Here is a 14,181-nt window from a genome sequence, read left to right as displayed (position 1 = left end):
ATCTAATTAAAGAGGTAAGCGTTAGTACTGTGTCTAATTACGTTTAAGTTTCAATGTACCCATCAACATGATAAAGATGATTAAATACAACACCGGTATTGCATACATAATTTTCTGCAAGCCCATTGTTTTTTCCATTAGTGCGCTGATCGCCGGACTAAACATGGCCCCGGCGCTGCCGCTAATTAAAATATAAGAAACGTTCTGGCTACTCGCACGCTTCACGAAAGAAACACCGTAGGCAATAAAGGAGTTATAAAGTGCTGCGCAGACAAACCCGTAACTATAGGCCAGGTAATCAAGACCAGAGATATCATCCTTCGTGACAATAATCGTCGTAATTACGCTGGCCAGCAGAATAATACTCAACAGGAAATAATGTATTTTTACTCGGGAAACAATGACGGTTGAGACTAATGCGCCGACCAGTGCAGCGCCCCAGTATTGCGTTATAATGTTTCCGGCTTCTTCAAAAGGGATACCAAATTTGTTCTTCACAAATAAGGGGGCCCAGGTCAGGAAGGTATACAGCGCCAGCATACCTAAAAATAAACCAATACCACCGCTGATAATCCCTGGGTTCCACTCCGATTTCACCGTGTCTGCGCTATCCGCAGCAGGGGCCATTTCACAGGCGGTAAAGCGGGTGAGAGCCACAACACCCAGCGTAAGTAAGGCCACCATACCTACGCTCAGATAGCTGTAACTCCACGACATATTGTGCGTCAGGGCGAAGGTTGTGATCAGCGGAAAAACCACGCCCGCGACGTTAAAGGTGGCGTCCTGCACCACCAGCATTGTACTTTGAATGCGATCCTGCCAAACCGAAACCACGATCGTTCCCGCCACGCACAAACCGATCCCGCCGCAAAAACCCACCAGGGTCATGGCGACCATCACCGGCCATAAGCCTGGGCTTAAGTGCATTGCCAGAGCGCAGAGGAACACTACCGAATAGATAATGAGCGTCATACGCTTAACACCGATTTTCTCAATCAGGAAAAAGGCGGCGATGGTTCCGGCTAAGGCCCCGCCGTTAAGCAACGAAAATATCGAGGCGACGGTATTCACATCGGCACTGTAGCGCAGTGCAATCGGTTCAATCAGCATGCCAAACTGACTGGCAAACCCTGCCATAATAAAATTTGCCAGAAAACTAATCAGCGTAAGTGCTATTTTATTCTTCATATAATGCCATCTCTGATTGGTTCATTTAAATGCTGATGCTAAGCCGTAACAGCTGTATTTAGCGCCAGCTCTATCATATTTTTAAAAGTTAACTGTCGTTCTTCTGCCGTGGTTTCCTCTCCTGTCAGACAATGATCGGATACGGTTAATATAGCCAGCGCTTCAATGTTAAACTGATGCGCTAAAGCGTATAATCCGGCCACTTCCATATCCACACCCAGCACACCAAATTTTTCCAGTGCCGGTATTAAATTTTCATCAGGATCGTAATAAAGATCGCCACTAAAGACATTGCCAACTTTAATATCGATGCCAGCCTTCTGCGCCAATGCCCACGCCTGCTGCAATAATGGGAAATGAGCGGATGTCGCCATTGCGTAGCCCGCGCTACGTTTTAAATTTGTGACAGAGTCTGTTCCGGCGGCGACGGCAAGAATAATATCGCGCATTTTGACATGATGTTGTGTTGCGCCCAGGCTACCAACGCGAATAATTCTCTGGACACCAAAGTCATGTACCAGTTCATGGGCATAAAGCGTCATTGAAGGAATGCCCATTCCGTGTCCCATCACCGAAACAGGTTGACCAAAATATAAACCGGTATAGCCCAACATATTGCGTACATTGGTGACTTCACGGTAATCCATTAGATAATTTTCGGCAATAAACTTAGCGCGGAGCGGATCGCCCGGCATAATTACGGTTGGCGCAAAGTCACCTGCTTTGGCATTAATATGTGCAGTCATAACAATTCCTGAATTATGGGTATTGAAGATATGCAGGGATTGTAACCAGACGTTTGCAGAGGATTGAGGACAAAAGTCCTGCTCAGAGGATCGGCCTCTCAATTTTGAGAGTTAGTGGTGCAGGTATGTGGAAAAGTGGAAAACGGCACCCCACCACTCAGGCAGGGGAATGGCCAGGTGCTATGTTCACTTCGGTACAGCTGGATGCGCCTATAGTATAAAGCAAAAAGGGGCTGCCTCTCGGCAACCCCTACAGAGCAATTGTTAATCTCTTTTGGCTGAAATTATACTGTGATGACGTTAGGTTTTGCGTTCATCCAGTTACGCATGATTTATATCAAGGTTATGCACTATCAGATCAATCCTCCCCAGCCTGCTCTTTTATCAAAGCATAACGATTCAACAATTGATTAAAATATATATCGAGCTGTAATGTTTGTGCCGATGATAACTGCTCACTGCCTTCAGTCTGACTTAATCGGTACAAACGCTCTTCCACGGGTACCGCCCGCCCAAAATCCTGCGTTATCATAAATACCATTGATTTCAGTTCCGATCCGGTCAGATATTTACCCTTACGTTCGTCAAGGGCATCCAGCCGTTGGGCCAGTTTACTCAGTCCGCTCATCCCCTGATGCCAGCCAGAGAGAGATTCTATCGGAAGTGCATTTCCTCTGATCGACTGCTGCCACTGTGCTTTCAGTTTCTCTGCTTTTACAGGAATAGCGCTGGACGCCAGCACAAAGCCATATTCATGGCGCCATAATGGCGGAAATTGTGCAAGCACCTTCAACGAATCTTCATTTGCCACGACAGGCAACGGATTGACAGGTTTAGGATCTATCTTTTGCCAGCAATACAAACTCAGTGTTCCAAGAACCAGCATGGTACACATGCCTGCTGTGAAAATAATCCAGGGTTTTACAGGCGTCGGAATTGCCGTATACAGGTCCGTATTTGGCTGCTGCTCAGGCTGAGTGACATATACCCATTTAACCTCACAGGCTTCGCGGTTTTCAGGGGACTGCATACGAGGCTGAACAAACGCGACAGTAGTCGATGAAGCACTACTGTTTTCCAACCGCACGGCGCTGTTATGCAGCATTGTACGAAGCGTTTCAAACTGGCAGAGATGTTTCAGCTCCAAGCGCTGTAACACAGTCTCAATGTCGATAAGTCGCCGCTCCGCACGATATAACTGGCTAAGATCGCTGTAGCTCAAAGACAATGTACGTAACTGTTTCTGCAGACGTTGGCTCAGACTACTGAGTATTTCCACCCGGGCGTGTACGGGCTGCGGCCAGAGCATTCCCCATTGATTCCCTATCAGAATCGCCACTATTGCCAGTCCTTCGTTCAGGCCTAATAACCCAGCAAGTTGCGTACGGGCAAGTGTATACCAGGATGCCGTCTGCAGCTCCACACCGTTCTGTTCAAACAGTGAAAGACAGAGCTTTTCTGCGTATTCCCAGTTCACATCCGGGCGTGCCGGATGAGTTAGCTTACGCAGCTCATCACGCAGGACGGCATAATCCGACAGCGTGCGTGGGTCGCCACCAGTTTTTATTTTACGCGTGGGGATGTCATTCATGACCAGTTGTCCATTTGACTTACCAGGAGGTATTAAAGGTTATTGTCTATGCGGCTTCGCTTTCTGCATATTCGAGACTCTGCAGATACTGTAGCGCCACCGGGTCAGCAATATATTCAACCTGCCCGTGGTGACGCTCCACCTCATCAATAATTCTGCTGAGCTCGACCCGGAAGAACTCCTTCCGCAGGTTAATTCGGTTAATCCGGTAACTTTCCAGATGGTCGTGAAGCGTCTTTTCAAGCGCAGGGGCGTCATCGCAAGAAATCATGGCGTGGACGTCAAAATCAAACGGCACGGCTGCCCCGCTCAGTTCTTTCACACGCTCCATAGGCTCCAGCCGTCGGGTCATACCGATTTTGAAGACGTTTTCACCGAAGGAGCCAATATTCGAAATGACGTATACGTGTCCCTGCTTCGTTAGCTGGGCCATGGATTTGGCGCGTTCATACTGCTGATGCACGTCGTGGATTTTCTGCTCCAGCTCCAGACGCTGTCTTTCCAGCTCTTTCCTGTGGGCACCTTCGGCGACGAGCAGGGCTTCTTCCAGTAAACGCTGCTGTTCAGCAAGACGTTGCTCCTCTTCTTCCGCTTCGCGCTGCTGCTGGTCGAGCTCATCCTGTCGCTGTTTTTCTTCCCGCATCTGACGTTTGAGCTCAGCCTGATACTCTTTTTCTTCCTGCGCTTTTTCCAGCAGGGCAACCTTATCCAGAAACTGCTGTTTTACGCCTTCCCAGTCGGTGTGATCTTCAAGTGCCAGGAAGGTGATTTTTTCGCTGATGGCAGCGTAAGCCTCTTTTTCTTTGCGAAGCTGGTCATACTTACTTTGCCAGTTATTCACCGTGGTGCCGGAAAGCAGAGTTTTAACCTTAAATTTATACGCTGAGTCCACTATGCGCTGCAGCGCCTGGGTGGCTTTATTTCTGGCATTGTGAAATTCGTCCCACTGACTGGAAAGTTGTTTCTTTTCCTGATACATTCCGCGAGCCACTTCAGTACTGACTGTTTCTTCAAAGGCTTTCTCTTTCTGAGTAAGGTCCGACACGGCCTGTTCGAGCTCCGCTGTTTTCTTCCGGAACCCCCGGTAAATAAAAACCCGTATTATCAACGCAACGGCAAGTAATAAACCAAAGAACAAACCGATGACACCAACCGGATTAGAAACAGATTCAATAAATCGCTCATTAATATTGATTAATGCCCTTACCGCGACATAAATCCCCCAGACAATGACACCAATAATAACCAGAATAATACCCGCAGCATTGTCATCTTTTTTTCTTCGTGCCATGTTTTATTTCTTCCTTTATTCTTCTAATCCTGATTCTTTAATCTGTACAACGAGTAAAGACTCTTTTCCATTCCGTATTAATACTGATTCCCTGAGCAAATCGGTAAATGGGTGTATCCAGGCTTGCTGGCCATATATAGGGGAGCACATGTGGGCTGTCGGGGTTGCGTACTGACCGGTTCATCATTTTCTGCCACACGCTGCGGTTCCTGCTTTTTCGCTGTTGTCACTTTTTTCGTCTTAGTTTTGCGAGTGGAAGTAGACGGTTTTACCGGATTGCCGGCACAAATTTTACAGATCGGTCATCGATACGCAGAACGAGGGCGGCAATCTCAAAAGTCCCGTCCTCCACCAGCAGGTTTGTAACGGATGTGCTGAGCGTCTCAACATTCAGCCCGGTACCCACCAGCCACGCGTCCATCTGCTCCTGAAGCTGTGCCCTTCGCTGGCGAAACTCTACAATATCGGCCTGACTCTTACTGACAGATGAAGCTGGATCAGGCTGTCTGGTCTGGAATTTTTCGAGAAATCACGATTTTACTGACATGATGTTACCTGGCCTTACAGACGGGATGCTGTATCAAGATACTGCTGTTGCTTCAGATGCCTCAACAGTACCCGCCCTTCGGGCACAAACTCAGTGCCGTAACGCACCAACCCAACACCTTTGAGTTCGGCATCAATGGCGTAACGTAACTCACCAGGAACCTCCTGTTCCTGCAGGACAACGGTTATCTTTTTCAGGCGTGGCTCATATTTGAGGAGCACTGCAGAAAATGTCTCCATCAGTTCATGTGCGGTCCCCGGCATTCCCTGAAGAATTTTGGTCATATCCGGCAGTCCATAGTCTGGAAGGTGCGCCAGCGTACCGGCGCGACAGTTGAGGATACGTTGCATATTATCCAGCACGGAGAGGACCACCTGGTTCTGCTCGCTTACCTGATGCAGAGAAAGCCCACCGGTAAAATTACTGGTCAACATCTCATAGAGCGAAGGCGTGCTATGTTCTTTTGGCATCAGTCGTCCTTAAACGGTAAGAGCGTCAGATGGTTGTTACCGGCTTCCAGAATGCGCGGCTTATCCGGATCGAGTTCTTCTCGTTGAATCACCATTTTCCAGGTGTTGTCGATCATATCCGGGTGACGGAACAGTCCCACCACAGCGATATACTGCGCATTGTCCTCCATCGGCATATTCAGGTTTGTATCACCGCCAGGCTTCAGCACTACATCACGACTGGCCAACAGGTCAGCTTTCAGGATGGAGTCCCCGTCTTTCAGCAGTTGCTGATAGACCATCTTGTCGAAGATTTTACGGTCTTTTAACTGGTAGACTCGGACCACTACTGACTCTGACAGCGAGTTGTTCTCGCGAAAATCGGTATTCAACGCTTCACGCGCAGTAAAATCCAGATGTAGCATCTTGATTTTTTTGTAAAAAATAGCGTTAAACGCCGATTTACTGCCGTCGGTAACGCTCTGCGTCACCCCACAACCCACCAGACTGAATACTATAAAAGACATCAGCCAGCGCGCGCTCTTAGTTAAACTTGTACGTAACACGTCGGTTTCCTTGTTGTAATTTTGCAGGCTCCAGCCCGGTGTAGTAACCCAGCTCAGTGGTATAGACTTCAGGAATATCCTCCGGGAGAATCTTGCCTTCCACTCCCAGCACACCGTTCATGCCCAGCCAGAAAGGACCTTCGCCCAGCGGCGGTATGGCCAGCAGCCGTGTAGACGTAGTCAGGGTGATTCGGGCTTTGAAACGCCAGCCGAGGTAGACACGCAGCATAACCAGAAAGTCCTGATACAGCAGACCGTCCGGTTTCCAGCCCCGCGTTTCCTGTTCGTTATCCGTCGCGAGCGCAATAAGTAACTGGCTGTTGGCATCCATCGCTTCATCACCCAGCGGGGTATTACCATCCAGAAGAAAATCGTCATCAGCATAAAAGCCCAGTGGCTGACTGACCTCCACCGAACGCAAGCAGTAAGGACTAACCTTTACACGAGTCTCCGGGGCCAGCAGGCTCACCAACGCCTGCATCCCTTCCTGGGTTTTGCCTGGCTGCTGCAGCACGCCCAGCAGCGACAAAAAACGGGATACCGGGGTGGCGATATGCTCTGCGGTACCCGGTATACCCAAACCCACCAGTCCCAGTAGTGACTGTGAAATGTTGTCGGTTCCGCCGGGCTCGAATGTGGCCGGATAAGAGTACTTTCGCCAGATGCGGTAAAACTGCGTCATGATGCGATGGCTGAAGATATCCAGAAAGCCCTGCAATGCCTCATGCCCCTCCCGCCTCTGGGTGATGTCATCGAGATAGGCGGTTGGCAACGGTGAGTCGACACCGTACATGCCCATAAAAGTGGTTCGGATAACCGGCGGTTTGCTTTCATCGTCTTCGTCGTATTCGACAGCTTTCAGCTCGCTGGCCGGAAACCCCATTCCCGGATGTGGTGCAAACCGCACCGGATCATCTGAAGGATGACTGGTTGACCCCATCAGTGGCCTGCCCGGATTTTGCTTCTCCATCAGTTGGCAGAAACGATAGAAATTAATCCTATTGAAATCAGCCTCCAACCGGGGAGTCAACCGGGGATACGGCGGTTGTGCTTCTCTTCCCATTCCAGACGCTCTCCGGTCGGTTGCAAAGTGATAATCAGGCGGTTAAACAGATAGATATCGGTATAAAGCGCAAAGAAACGGCTCAGCATTTCGCCGAACAGACAAATGTCGCCTCTTCCAGCAAAGCCGTGACTATCCAGCGTGACCTCTATCTGCACGCCGCGTACCAGGTAACCCTGTTCAAAGCGCTCAGTTTCGCTGTGCTTCACATCTGTAATGGCTTCCAGACGGCGACGATTCATTTCGCTATCGGTCCATTCATACAGTGCCAGGGTACCGCGCAGCACGTCAGCGTTATCCATCATCGACAAGAATCCGCTGCCAAGGTGGCTCAGTACTCGCCAGTGGAAACGGTCCTGAGCGGGTGGATAACAGGGTAATGTTGGCGCACTGAGGTTACGCACGGCAATGCTGACCGAGGTGGTTTTCATCACCGTATCAAGCAAAGTACTTTGCAGCGCACGTCGTGGCAGTTGGCCGTTAGTGCCGGTAAGCGTCAGCGACAGGCTTTCGTCTTCCGGTACCGTGTGGTTATCAAATGCCTCACCGCCAAGGATAAGCCAGGTGTTATGCAGCCCGGACGGGCCGCGGCGTACACGGGTGTGGTAGTAATATTCCGGCGCTTCATGACGCATCATCCCGCCTTTGTGGCGAAAGCTCGAAAATGGTACGTAGGTATGCTGGCTTGAAGACATCACCGAATCCACCGCGTATATCTCGGTATGACCATCCTGTACGCGCATCGGGCGCAGCATATACTCGGTTTGCAGAGAATTGAGCGTCAGCGGGTCGGACTCTAGCGGAAAGAGATTAATCACCGGTACGCAGTTCAGGCGCAAATGTTTTTCAGTAAAGCTGAAGTCATGCTCCCAGCGTTCTGCCAGCACCACGTCGATTTCAAACCATGGTAGCTCTGCCGGAAAGGCTACTCTCTCCAGCCCACGCAGGCCGGTGAACATGAATTTCTCGCGGAAGGTGAAATACTCAAGCAGCAATTGATAGCCGCTAAAGCTGCTATTGCCCTTTGGCCACAGGTCGTCGTCATCGCTAAATCCCAGTGCGGTGAAATACCCGTCGAGCGGTCTTCTGTCCATCTCACCAGGCATCTGTAGCCAGAGGCGCGCAGCGTTCATGGTAAAGGCTTCATGCATGGCGCAGGCCAGTGGTGCGTCAGCGTTGAAGTAGAATGGGACAATGCTGAGATCGACACGGCTCCAGTCGGCAAGATGGCTGCAGTTAAAGCGCAGGCTGATGACCGAACGCCCGTCTGAGTCAGTCGACAGGCGCGCATTCTCAAGCGACAGCGGCTGCAGGTTTATCTCTTTGGTGGTGGTGTACCGACAGCGAGTGCCCTTCTCGCCGATTGGTCGGGAGTTCACCTCGAAGCCTTTAACAATACGCATCTGCTCTTTCATCTCACGCCAGTCGGGCGCGAATTCCACCACCGACATCGACGGAATGGTGCGCAGATAATGCGGCCACAGCAGACTGACCAGCCCTTCAGTCAGTTCAGGCAGATCATCATCAAGTTTCTCACGCAGTCGGCCCATCAGGAAGGCAAAGCCTTCAAACAGGCGCTCCACATAAGGGTCACGCGCGCCCGCTTTATCGAGATTAAGCATTGCCGCTTGTTCCGGATGAGCGCGGGCAAACTCTTCGCCGGCCTCCAGCAGGTAGCGCATTTCAGCGTCATAATAACGCAGGGTTAAGTCGTCCATAATTTTTATAATCTTTCTTTATAGTCATCAGGCGCAGAGAACTGCTGCACGCGCAGGATCTAAAGCAATTAAACCTGAAAGCAGCAATTCCATTTCGTTATGCAGACGCGTTTTATCCGTATCGCTGCGCCCGGCCTTCCTGCGCAGCAACTTCAGCCTGCGGGCTTTTACCTCAAATATCAGCTCCGGCGTCCACTGCTCAAGCGTCAGGGAACGGGCGCTGCCATCAAGTTCGCTCAGCAAATGCAGGGCCATTTCATTTTTACCGTACTGCTCGGTCACCCGCGCCATTAACAAGCGTATCAGCCAGCGATCGCGGGCTGAGGTGTAACCAGCCCGGGTTTGCAGCCAGTTCAGCGCGGCATCTATTCCCTCGCTGTCGGCTTTGACCAGTACTTCTGGCTCAAGAGCTAATACTTCATCATTTGAAACAGCAGACACCACCGGCTCATCATTCCAGCCCGGCATACCGTCAAGTACAGAGGCATTGATCCAGTTCAGCGTGACTTCATCGGCAAACGGCGTACCGTCATTGAAAGCCAGCGCATCAAGCCCCGGTAGTCGGGCCAGCAGTCCTTTCAGATCGCGGCACAGAATGTCGGCGCGCACGCTGTCGTTATCCAGGTTCACCAGTGCCTGCCAGGCATACCACTGAACGTCCAGCCAAAGATGGTTCACGCCCTGTGCCAGCAGAGTGTCGGTATGTTCGAGCAGTTCAAACCAGTTTTTTTGCAGATAAAGACGTTTAAGGTGGGCTTTATTGTCCGGTTTGGGCGGCGCCAGACGAGTGCGCCCGGAGGCATCCAGCGGTGGAAGTTCGGTCAGTGTATCCCAGCGAACGCTCTTCAATAGATGATGTCCTGCAAGCCAGCCGCCGGGCTGATCGCGTAGATACTTCGCCAGCACTTTGGCCTGATCGAGCAAATCCCTCCCTGAAGTCACGGTGTTCATTACGGGTGCTGTTGAGGCGGTCGATATTGAGGAGACACTTTCTTCGCGACTGGTCTGTGGAACCAGAGTGTTGGCACCGCCACTTTGTATTAATCGGTTATCCAACGCTTTATACAAAGAGCCAAGATCCGGTCGGGCGTTCTCTTCGAATGTCTGAAAGGTCTGTTCGACGATCAACAGTGCCGCAGTGATACGACGCATGACGGACATATCCACTTCGGGATACAGCGCCAGGCTGTCTGTCATCCGGCTGCTGCCAAGCCATTCCAGAGCTGATTTACGGCTACGATCGCGCTGCGGATGTAAGCGGGATCCGAACTGCTCCAGCATTGCCGCCAGAAGTTCAATACCCTGTACCAGCCCGGATTCACCGTCCTGGTGCAGACGCGCCCAGATATAAAAGGTAACAACTCGAAGATCCTTAGAGGTGCGGGTCAGCAGCTTTTCGGCCAGTTGGCAAATCAACCCAGTATCGATACCGGAGAGCTTGTTGACCTCTTCGCGGATGCGCTGAAAATCATCCTCATAACCCGGCTCTTCACCGACCGGTTGTTGACTGCTAATGGGAAGCAACCATCGCTTCCAGTCCGCAGTATGTGAGCGTGCCTCGGTCAGGAGCTGTTCTTCCTCAACACCGCTGGCGTGAAGTAAGTTTTGTAGCGTCATCACTCTTCCTCGCCCTCCATCTCAGAGGCATCCGTATAGGCGGTAAAGGTCTGTGACGCTGCTGCGGCATCTACACTGAAAATTTGCCCCGGAAGGCTGAAATCACGCAGTTCGAGTAGCGCCAGCGGGCCTTTACCCAACTGTGAGCGCAACACCCACTGCAAGGTACGTCCATCCGGGGCGATAAAGCTCATCATCCACTGGCTGCGGTCAAGTTGCTGGCGTTTGCCTTGCTCCAACCAGCGAATAAAGCCCCAGGTCCCGTTGTAATCACCAAACAGACGGGCTCCGGCATTAACCGTAGTCCAGGTCAGCAGGGTCCCTGGTTTGTAGGTGTCCCCCGGCCAGCGGAAAGACTCCCAGTCAGCCATCTGGTTGAAGTAGTGCAGTTTTTGTCCATCTATGGTCAGTTGGGTTTCCGTCACCTGTGGAACTGGACGCGCCTGAAGCTCAAAGCTGATGCTCTGGTTGCCATCTGTAAACAGAATGTCTGATAGCTGGCTCAGTTGATTAATGGCCCGCAGGAAGGCCGGGTTAAAGCTCAGCCCCTGGCTGTTGACCTTGTCCGGTACCCACTGGCTACCTTCTTTATGCAACACACCAATAAGCTCCGTCGTCAGAAAGCGCTCAATACGTCCGCTATCCTTTCGCACAAATTCAGCCAGCATAGGCAAAGAGGCATCACTTTTGCTGGCAGCAAACGGGAAACGTCCGTCAAACGCAGTGTGCCAGTTTGCCACCACGGCGCGGTTCCATTTGTCATTGAGGCTTGCCGCCGACGGCTGAAGCACGTTCTCCCAGGCCTGGGTTAATGGCTGTACAAACATCGTACTGCCAAACCCGCTCCATTCTTCGCCAAGGCTTGCCGAAATCAGGCTACCGTACTGTTGAGTATCAGTTAGATCCACGCTTTTGCCCTGAAACACGGTCTGTGCCAGAGTCTGCATCATCTCCTGCGGGTCAGAGGCGCTGGCCACCTGTTGCAGGCGCAGACGCACGCGGGTGATACGGGTCAGATACGTCTGCAGACTCAAAGAGTGGTCAGCCGACATAACGTTGCTACCCTTGTTTTTGCCAAGAAGCTGCAGCAACGGGCCAAAGGTTTCATCCAGTGGCCCTACTGGACCCGAACCGGACTGGTCAATCGCGGGTTGCTCTTTCCCGACCACCAGGTCTTTGGCTGATTTGATAATAGACTCAGAAAGGCCTTCGCTTTGTTTTCCGGTCTGGCCCTGCCAGGCGATAGTATTCATCAGTGCGATCAGTGGCGACTGGCGAATATCACTCATTAACGTCAGTTGGTCGGTAACGTCCGCAATGTTGTTTGCCGGGTTAAGTCGCAGACTATTCAGGAAGTTCAGCCAATTGCCGGCAAAGTCGGTGAAATAACGTTGCGTCAGACGCGCTTTCAGCGCTTCCGGCGACAGGTCCGAGGATACAGATTTTCGGTTGTCACTCAGTACCCAGTCGATTTCATCCCGGCGCGAACTGGCAGCTTTCTCGATAGCCTGCTGGATCCCGCCTTCCCATGCCTGACGGGTGAACATACCCGGCACCACCTCCTCGGTGAAAAACAGACGGCGCGCATCGGTACCACTGGTCATGTCTTCCAGAGTCACATCGGCAAAGTTACGACGCACAGATTTGAGCATGTTTTCATACAGCGTGCTTTCAGCGTTGCGGCGGCCAATCTGCTGCAACAATACCTGTCTACTCTGACTCACCAGTTGCACATTCGGTGTGATGTTCCACTGCGGCTGCTTTGGCAACTCGCTGATGTAGAAGGCCCAGAGATCCGGCGACAGGCTCTGCCACAGTCCTGTGGAAATCCCAGGCCGGGTTGGCTGCACTAACTTCATCGTCTGGGCAAAGAACACATCGTCTACCTTATCCGGACGCGACATCATCAGCCAGGCTTTGAGTTGATCATAGCCCGGTTTGGCCAGTTGTGCCCGATGGTCGCTGTTGGGCGCTGAGTTTGCCAGCGCACTGAGCTTCTGTGTCAGGGCGATATTTGCTGGATCGCGTATCAGGCGGTTGTTTGCCACGCCGTACCAGGGCAGCATCGCGTCGAGCAGTTGCTGATTGTGATCAAGACCAAAACGTTGGTACCAAGGCGCGCCATCGCTGGCATTATGCTGCAAACGACCCGCATCATTGCGAAGAGTATGCAGTGCCGTCAGTTGATCATCCGATACAGAAGGATGTTCCGTCAGGGCGTGAACGTGACCGACAACAGCGTTGATTTGCAGATAGTTCAGTCCGAATGACAGTAGCATTCCACCGCCCCATCCCCCCATAAGAACCAACAGCGTCCAGGCGAGCGTCTGTTCCCACGCCATGCCGACACGGCGCCCCCTTACACGGGTACAATCGTCAACAATTCCCTGCCATGTCACTGGCAGAGTCAGCGCATGACGTTGTGATTCCGGGACATATTTTTCCGCTCCGACAGGAGCAGAAAATGCAGCATCCTCAGTCATGCCTGCTGATTTATTCTCCGGCTGGCTGAACATCAGGCCTCGTAGCGGAACGCTCTGCTGAGAGGCATATAGCCATGGCATCAGTTGCTGCGCCCAGCGTGCGATACCGCCCTCTTTGAGTTGCTGCCCCAGACGCAACAGGAAGTCGTGGCCGTTGTTCTCAACGACCTGGCTCACCCCCTGCGCCCGCAATGCCGGCAGCATCAGCTCAAGCTGGCGGGTAATATCATTTTCTGTTGCACGCAGGGGGAAGCTTGCCCCTACCGCCAGCACAGGGCGCATCGTCTGCGACCATCCGCTGTTGCACAACTGCCACAGCCAGACCGGGGCCGAGTAACGCAGCAGTTCACTGATTTTTTCCAGCCCGCGTAAATCGTTATCACTGATTTGTGGTGTCAGGTTAAGCGATTCGGGCATGACGCGGACAATACCGTCCAGCGGGCGCACACGACGCAGGTTGCGTAGCGCGGTGTATTTCTGTTTGTCCGGTTCAGTTGTCAGACTGCCGCCATAAATCAAAACGGTGCGGTTGCCTTCACGCCACTGGCTTTCCTTCAGGCCGGGAACCAGTTGTTCTATTGCCGGCTCGTCGCCGGTGACCAGCAGCAGGCGGACCTTGTAGCGCCCGAAAAGATGGTAGCGGCGACGAAGGTGGGTTGCGAGAGACAAAAATTCGTACCGAGATGCATTATCTTTTTTATTTACAGACTGAGCCGTTGTTTCATTTCCGGCTGAAGAGGCCTTAACCGCTTTATAGTCCTTTTCACCAAACAGGCGAGTAACAATAAAAAAGAGAATAATAAATAACACCAAGCCGCCAGTAAGCAGTGCACAGGTGAAAAGTAAATATCCCTGTTGCGCAGAGCCATCCATCACATCCAGCGTTTCGGGTGAGAATTTAAGTAACCAGAAAAATGTCATT

Annotated in this window: 10 protein-coding genes and 2 pseudogenes; all 12 read right to left on the bottom strand. The window is 51.7% G+C overall.

Annotated features, from left to right (window positions below; genetic code table 11):
* Positions 1-33 precede the first annotated feature (33 nt).
* The 12 genes and pseudogenes from tsgA to E1B03_RS10075 all read right to left on the bottom strand — a co-directional run bounded on the left by tsgA (position 34) and on the right by E1B03_RS10075 (position 14,180).
* Positions 34-1,188 (bottom strand): MFS transporter TsgA, encoded by a 1,155-nt coding sequence (gene tsgA, locus E1B03_RS10130; RefSeq protein WP_133086145.1) that lies wholly within the window; start codon positions 1,186-1,188, stop codon positions 34-36.
* A 38-nt stretch (positions 1,189-1,226) separates the two neighbouring features.
* Entirely contained in the window at positions 1,227-1,934 is a 708-nt protein-coding gene (gene deoD / locus E1B03_RS10125; RefSeq protein ID WP_103771503.1) for a purine-nucleoside phosphorylase, read from the bottom strand.
* Between the two features lie 358 nt (positions 1,935-2,292).
* Positions 2,293-3,525, bottom strand: coding sequence for a VasL domain-containing protein (locus E1B03_RS10120; protein WP_133086144.1), 1,233 nt, complete (start codon positions 3,523-3,525; stop codon positions 2,293-2,295).
* Between the two features lie 46 nt (positions 3,526-3,571).
* Positions 3,572-4,816, bottom strand: a complete 1,245-nt coding sequence (locus E1B03_RS10115; protein WP_133086143.1) for a GIY-YIG nuclease family protein — start codon at positions 4,814-4,816, stop codon at positions 3,572-3,574.
* Positions 4,817-4,893: 77 nt separating this feature from the next.
* Positions 4,894-5,016, bottom strand: a pseudogene (locus tag E1B03_RS26800) (YdcA family protein); the annotation flags it as partial.
* Positions 5,017-5,096: 80 nt separating this feature from the next.
* Positions 5,097-5,279: pseudogene (locus tag E1B03_RS10105) on the bottom strand (hypothetical protein); the annotation flags it as partial.
* A 98-nt stretch (positions 5,280-5,377) separates the two neighbouring features.
* Positions 5,378-5,833, bottom strand: a complete 456-nt coding sequence (gene tssE, locus E1B03_RS10100; RefSeq protein WP_133086142.1) for a type VI secretion system baseplate subunit TssE — start codon at positions 5,831-5,833, stop codon at positions 5,378-5,380.
* The gene (gene tssJ, locus E1B03_RS10095; protein WP_133086141.1) at positions 5,833-6,378 is read right to left on the bottom strand and encodes a type VI secretion system lipoprotein TssJ; all 546 of its coding nucleotides are present in this window, start codon (positions 6,376-6,378) and stop codon (positions 5,833-5,835) included. Before tssJ ends, tssE begins: the two co-directional genes overlap by 1 nt.
* Positions 6,356-7,441 carry a type VI secretion system baseplate subunit TssG gene (gene tssG, locus E1B03_RS10090; protein ID WP_133086140.1) on the bottom strand — a complete coding sequence of 362 codons (1,086 nt, stop codon included), beginning with the start codon at positions 7,439-7,441 and terminating at the stop codon, positions 6,356-6,358. The genes tssJ and tssG overlap by 23 nt, the downstream gene beginning before the upstream one ends.
* Positions 7,405-9,159, bottom strand: coding sequence for a type VI secretion system baseplate subunit TssF (gene tssF / locus E1B03_RS10085; protein ID WP_133086139.1), 1,755 nt, complete (start codon positions 9,157-9,159; stop codon positions 7,405-7,407). The genes tssG and tssF overlap by 37 nt, the downstream gene beginning before the upstream one ends.
* Before the next feature lie 27 nt (positions 9,160-9,186).
* Positions 9,187-10,779, bottom strand: a complete 1,593-nt coding sequence (gene tssA / locus E1B03_RS10080) for a type VI secretion system protein TssA (protein ID WP_133086138.1) — start codon at positions 10,777-10,779, stop codon at positions 9,187-9,189.
* The gene (locus tag E1B03_RS10075) at positions 10,776-14,180 is read right to left on the bottom strand and encodes an ImcF-related family protein (RefSeq protein ID WP_133086137.1); all 3,405 of its coding nucleotides are present in this window, start codon (positions 14,178-14,180) and stop codon (positions 10,776-10,778) included. The genes tssA and E1B03_RS10075 overlap by 4 nt, the downstream gene beginning before the upstream one ends.
* Position 14,181: the final 1 nt, after the last annotated feature.

The organism is Citrobacter arsenatis (assembly GCF_004353845.1).
Lineage (GTDB): Bacteria > Pseudomonadota > Gammaproteobacteria > Enterobacterales > Enterobacteriaceae > Citrobacter > Citrobacter arsenatis.
The sequence above is the reverse complement of the archived record's forward strand: the minus strand, read 5'-3'. Positions and strand labels throughout refer to the sequence as shown.